Genomic DNA, 5,289 nt, shown 5'->3' with positions numbered 1-5,289 from the left:
CGGCACGGACTCCGCGAGCTCCCCGGCGACGGCGCAGGACGGCGAAACAGCAGCCCAAGCCTCGGCCGCGCGTCGCCGAGGGGTGGAGCTGGAAGTGGTGCATGCTGCGGGGTCGGGCGACGACGAAATTGTGGCCCAGGTGGAGAAGGCCTTCGGCACGGACCCGGAGGCGCCGGTGACCGTGGTCAGCTCCGACCGCGGGCTGCGCGAGCGGGTTGAAGCCCTCGGCGCCCGAACGGTCGGCGCCGGAGCGTTACTGGAGCTGCTCGGCTGACTGCTGGCCCAGCGCCAGCGCCACTCCTGAAACCGACGGTCGATGCCGACCGACCGTCGACCGGGCACATCGACATATGCGCGCCTTTCCATGATGGGCGCCTTTCCCGAGCACTGCCGGCGGACTAACTTCCCACGTTTCGACGGGGCCCGAAGCATCGCCGCAGGTCAGGGGCCTGTGGACAAACGAAACGTGGGAAGTTACAGCTAAAGCTGGGAAGTTAGGCGCGGCGGGAGAGCGGCGCACCGCACAGGCGGTCCTTGCCGCTAGACCGGCTGGGCGAAAACGTGGCGCCGGATCCATGCGTGCATCGCGATGGCCGCGGCGGCGGAAGCGTTGATCGACCGGGTCGAGCCGAACTGCGCGATGGACAGCGTGGCGTCGGCTGCGGCGTGCACCTCCGGCGTCAGCCCGGGCCCCTCCTGCCCGAACACCAGCACGGCGTTCTCCGGCAGGTCGTAGGTTTCCAGCGGCACCGAGTCGGGGAAGTTGTCGATCCCGATGATCCGCAGGCCCTCGCCCTGCGCCCACGCCACGAAGTCCTCCACGGTGGGATGGTGCCGGACGTGCTGGTAGCGGTCGGTGACCATCGCCCCGCGCCGGTTCCACCGCCGTCGTCCGATGATGTGCACTTCCTTGGCCAGGAAGGCGTTGGAGCAGCGCACCACGGAGCCGATGTTGAGGTCGTGCTGCCAGTTCTCGATGGCCACGTGGAAGTTGTGCCGGCGGGTGTCCAGGTCCGCGACGATCGCCTCGTGCTTCCAGTAGCGGTACTGGTCGGTCACGTTGCGTCGGTCGCCGTCGGCCAGCAGCTGCGGATCCCAATGGTCACCGTCCGGCAACGGCCCCTCCCATGGTCCGACGCCGATGGCCGGCTCCGGTCCGTCGGCCTCGGAGCCGTTCGGGGCGGCTTCCCGCGCGCCGGTTTCGGAGCCGTTCGGGGCAGCTTCCCGGGTGCCGGTCTCGGAGCCCTTCGGGGTTGCCGCCGGGGTATCGGGCCGTTCGCCGACCCCATCGGTCAACCTCGGTCCGGCCCCGGTTTCCCCTGCTTTTTCTTCCACCCCACAAGCCTAGGGGACAGACCGCAGCCTCAGGCACCGTGGCCTGGAGGGGCGGCTCATCGCAGTGCGGAAGGGGCCGCCGCGGGAGCCGCCGACGGAGCCGCAGCGGGTTGTGCACGATTAACCAGGATGATAAGCATACTGATAACCACCCTCAAGAAAAGGAGTTTCAATGGCTGAATTGACCACCCCCGAGGAACTTTTCGCTTTCAAGCTGGGCGTCGCGCTGCGATCGGAACATGACGTGCTCAAGATGCTCGAAGAGAACCAGAAGGTTGCAGGGAGCCAAGAGCTGAAGGACATGCTCAGCCACCATCAGGACGAGACGCGTGAACAGATTACGTATATCGAAAAATGCTTCAAGGTCCTGGGATTGGAGGCCAAGGAGCAGCGCTCCCCGGTGAGCAAGGGTTTGGCCGAGGAAGCGCAGGCCGCCTTGGACAAGGTGGATCCCAGCCTGGTGGACATGGTCATCGTGGCCGGGGCGCTGGACACGGAACATCATGAGGTCGCCTGCTACACCACGCTGATCACCTCGGCGGAGGCCCAGGGCCAGACCGAAGTCGTGGAGCTGCTTCAGCAGATCCTGGGCCAGGAAGAAAGCACTCGGGACAAGCTGATCGAGTTTGGCCGGAAGCTCGCCCAGGAAGCCGCCGCCAAGTAGGGCGACGGCCGGCGCGATGGCCGCCGGCGCACGCCAAGTAGCGCGACGGAGCGCGGCCGGACGGCTCGATGGTCTGGCCGCCGCACGGGGTAAACAGCGAAAGGGAGCGGAGCTGCGTGGGCGGCCCCGCTCCCTTTCGCGTGCCTGCCGCTCCGCTTCCCGTCGCGCGCAGCGGAAGTAACCTGCCGCCGGCCCCCTTACTAGTAGTAGGTTTTGCGCCCGCCGACCACCGGCAGCGGGAAGAATTCGTCCGCCACCTGCTGGACGATCGGCACGTAGATCGCTGAATTCCACTGCGGGCTGGCGTGGGCCGGCCGGGCGCCTTCGGTGACCAGGTTGTTGGTGAGGAAGTTCGCCTCATAGTTCACCAGCCAGCTGCGCCGCGCCGTTGCGTAGTTGACCGTCTGGTCCCCGGGGTTGCCCATCCAGGCGATGCGGGTGTCGCCGATGCTGTGGCGGAAGCGATACGCGTCGAAGTGATAGATGTACGAGGACTGGGACTGGATCAGCGTGCTGGACACGGCCAGCGGCGACAGCTGCTCCATGGTCTGCTCGACGATCTGCCGCCAGGTGCGCTCGTCCTTGTGCACAATGCGCTCGCCCAGCTCGTACCCGCCCCGCAAGTAGCTGGGCACCCGGTAGCCGGCCTCGTAGAGGAAGACCACGCCTTCGAACATGGTCTTGTCCAGCACGTCGAAGCGGCTGTACGGGGACGAATCCATCAGGATCAGTTCCACCGGGAAGCCCTTGGCGCGCAGCCGCGCGGTCATTTCCACGGCCACCATGCCGCCGAAGCTGTGCCCGTAGAAGTAGAGCCGCTGCAGGTCGTTGTCCTGAATGTGCTTCTGCAGCACCTCGGTCAATTCGGCCAGGTCCAGGCCGCGGTTCGAATAACCCGCCACCGCCAGCCGGCCGCGGTCCACCAGCCCGCCGCGCAACGAGTTCAAGATCCACAGCCCCTCTTCCCAGCTGGTCTTGTACCCGGGGAAGAGCACCCAGCTGCTGCGGGGGAAGCGCCGGTCCGCGCGTTCGTCGTCCAGCGTGAGGATCTGCGCTTCGTTGCGCATCTCCTGGATGGCCCGGGTGGCCGCCAGGTCGGCGGCGGTGCCCAGCCCGAAAGCGGCACCGATCAGGAACGAGCGGCGCGAAACCCGGTGCAGGTTGCTGGCCAGGCGCAGCTGGCGGAAGGCGTGGTTCCTGCGGAGATCCATCATTCGAGCTGGCCGGCCACCGGCGGCTAGTCCAGCTCCAGTTCGTCCTTGCCGAAAGCGAAGAAATAGGGCACGCCGGCTTCGGCCTCGATGCGTTCCTTCGCTCCGGTGTCGCGGTCCACAATGACTGCCACGGCCTGAACCTGCCCGCCGGCCTGGCGCACGCCTTCGACCGCGGTCAGCGCGGATCCGCCGGTCGTGGAGGTATCCTCCAGCACGACGACGGGGCGATCCTTCACCTCCGGACCCTCCACCTGGCGGCCCATGCCGTAGGACTTCTGCGCCTTGCGCACCACAAACGCGTCGACGGCTCGTCCGTCGTCTCCGGCCGCGTGCATCAGCGCCGTCCCCACCGGATCGGCCCCCATGGTCAGGCCGCCGGCTGCCTGGAATTCGATGCCGGCCTCGTCGAGCATAGCCAGCATGACCCTGCCGACCAGCCGGGACGCTTCATGGTGCAGGGTGACCCGCCGCAGGTCGATGTAGTAGTCGGCTTCGGCGCCGCTGGAGAGGGTGACCCTGCCGCGCACTACGGCCAGTTCCTTAATCAGTTCGAGCAGGCGGGCGCGGTCGGCCGCTGGATCGGCCACGGGAGTCTGGGTCATGGCTCTTAGTCTATGGGGTTGCCCCCGCCGCACCGGGAATCCATGACAGGCCTCGCGGCCCCACCGGAGCCCTCAAACCGGGCGCCGCGGGACGCCGCCGACCCCCAGATCCGACACCGTCAGGCGCCGCCGGACGCCGCCGGACCGCCCTGTGCCAGTCAGAGCCCGCGGACCAGCAGGTTCGGGTGCAGCTGCTCCCAGCCCTCGGCCAGGTCCTTGCCCGCGTCGTAGTGATCCTGGACCAGCTTGGCCCACACCCCGGACGTGCCGAGTTCGACCGGCTCGCGCCCAGTACCGCCGCAACCGCTGGATGCCCCGGAGGCTCCCACCTCCACGATGATCACGCACACGCCGTGGTCGGCCGGGTTGTCCGGGACTGCGGCATAGAAGGCGAAGTCGCTCGTTTCCGCCAAGGACCGGACGCTGCCTGGTGCCACGCGCAGGACCTCGGCTCCGCCCACCAGCTTGTCGTCCGGGCCGGCCGGGACCTGCAGCGCGCCGATCCCGGACGTCGCCCCGGCGCAACCGGCGAGCGCCAGGAGGACGACGGCGCCGGCTGCCAGCGTGGCCAATCTGCGCATGACGCCCTGCCTCTCCCGAGTACGTTCGTCCCACGCTAGCCGCGGAAGCATACCGACGGGACGCCCGCTCCATTACGAAGCGATAACTTCGCAGTCAAGCCGACGCGGCCGCTTCGATCGCTTCGGGCGAGAGCACGTGCCCGATCGCCAGCGCCACCGCTCCCAGCACGCCGGCGCGCTGCCCGGCTACGGACGGGGCGATCCGCAGATGCTCGGTCGCCAGCGGCAGCGAGCGCCGGTAAACCACTTCCCGAATCCCGGCCAACAGGTGCTCGCCCGCCTGCGCCAGCCGCCCGCCGATCACGATGACCGATGGGTTGATCAGGTTCACGCAGGTGGCCAGCACGTCGCCGATGTCCCGGCCGGCCTGGCGCACCGCCTGGATCGCCTGCGGGTCGCCGGAGCGGACCAGTTCGATCACGTCCTGGCTGCTTTCGGCCTTCTTTCCCCCGACCGCAAGCACGGCCGCGAGGGCGGGCCCGCCGGCGAGCGCCTCCAGGCAGCCGGTGTTCCCGCACCGGCACACCACGTCGTCGCCCCGGGGCACCCGCACATGCCCCAAGTCCCCGGCGGTACCCTGGGCGCCGCGTTGCAGCTGCCCCGAGGAAATGATGCCGGCCCCGATCCCCGTGGCCACCTTGATCAGCATCAGGTCGGCGGTGTCGGGCCAGGCCATCGCCTGCTCGCCCAGCGCCATGATGTTGACGTCGTTGTCCACCAGCACCGGCACGTCGAAATGCTGCTGCACCAGCGCCGGGACGTCCACCCGGTCCCAGCCGGGCATGATCGGCGGATTGATCGGCCGCCCCGTGTCATGTTCGACCGGTCCGGGCAGCCCGATGCCGAACGCGCCCAGGTCCGCCGCGCCCCGCCCCGCGTCCTTCAGCAGCCGC

General features: G+C 68.7%; 6 protein-coding genes and 1 pseudogene. 2 read left to right on the top strand and 5 right to left on the bottom strand.

The window, feature by feature from the left end:
* Nucleotides 1–274: pseudogene (locus AC5RUJ_RS10415) on the top strand (hypothetical protein); the annotation flags it as partial.
* Nucleotides 275–540: 266 nt separating this feature from the next.
* Here the strand turns inward: AC5RUJ_RS10415 and AC5RUJ_RS10410 are convergent.
* Entirely contained in the window at nt 541–1,143 is a 603-nt protein-coding gene (locus tag AC5RUJ_RS10410) for a TrmH family RNA methyltransferase (protein WP_494128917.1), read from the bottom strand.
* Nucleotides 1,144–1,507: 364 nt separating this feature from the next.
* Here AC5RUJ_RS10410 and AC5RUJ_RS10405 point away from each other — a divergent pair, with 364 nt between their 5' ends.
* Nucleotides 1,508–1,999, top strand: coding sequence for a YciE/YciF ferroxidase family protein (locus tag AC5RUJ_RS10405; RefSeq protein ID WP_494128906.1), 492 nt, complete (start codon nt 1,508–1,510; stop codon nt 1,997–1,999).
* A gap of 200 nt (nt 2,000–2,199) precedes the next feature.
* Here AC5RUJ_RS10405 and AC5RUJ_RS10400 read toward each other — a convergent pair whose 3' ends face one another.
* From AC5RUJ_RS10400 to AC5RUJ_RS10385, 4 genes are all read right to left on the bottom strand, one after another.
* Nucleotides 2,200–3,210, bottom strand: coding sequence for a thioesterase domain-containing protein (locus tag AC5RUJ_RS10400; protein ID WP_494024851.1), 1,011 nt, complete (start codon nt 3,208–3,210; stop codon nt 2,200–2,202).
* 26 nt (nt 3,211–3,236) lie between these two features.
* On the bottom strand, nt 3,237–3,815 hold the full coding sequence (pyrE, locus tag AC5RUJ_RS10395) for an orotate phosphoribosyltransferase (protein WP_494128905.1): 579 nt from the start codon (nt 3,813–3,815) through the stop codon (nt 3,237–3,239).
* 158 nt (nt 3,816–3,973) lie between these two features.
* Entirely contained in the window at nt 3,974–4,396 is a 423-nt protein-coding gene (locus tag AC5RUJ_RS10390) for a hypothetical protein (RefSeq protein WP_494128904.1), read from the bottom strand.
* 94 nt (nt 4,397–4,490) lie between these two features.
* Nucleotides 4,491–5,289: ROK family protein (locus tag AC5RUJ_RS10385; RefSeq protein WP_494155835.1), on the bottom strand; the 799-nt coding region annotated here is incomplete at its 5' end.

The organism is Arthrobacter sp. Y3223164 (genome assembly GCF_059091005.1).
Note: the sequence above shows the minus strand (reverse complement) of the source record. Positions and strands in the feature narration are given on the sequence as shown.

Excerpts from the sequence above, each read along its gene's own strand:
- AC5RUJ_RS10405 (WP_494128906.1), top strand. The coding sequence starts at position 1,508 with ATGGCTGAATTGACCACCCCCGAGGAACTTTTCGCTTTCAAGCTGGGC.
- AC5RUJ_RS10400 (WP_494024851.1), bottom strand. The coding sequence starts at position 3,210 with ATGGATCTCCGCAGGAACCACGCCTTCCGCCAGCTGCGCCTGGCCAGC.
- pyrE (WP_494128905.1), bottom strand. The coding sequence starts at position 3,815 with ATGACCCAGACTCCCGTGGCCGATCCAGCGGCCGACCGCGCCCGCCTG.
- AC5RUJ_RS10390 (WP_494128904.1), bottom strand. The coding sequence starts at position 4,396 with ATGCGCAGATTGGCCACGCTGGCAGCCGGCGCCGTCGTCCTCCTGGCG.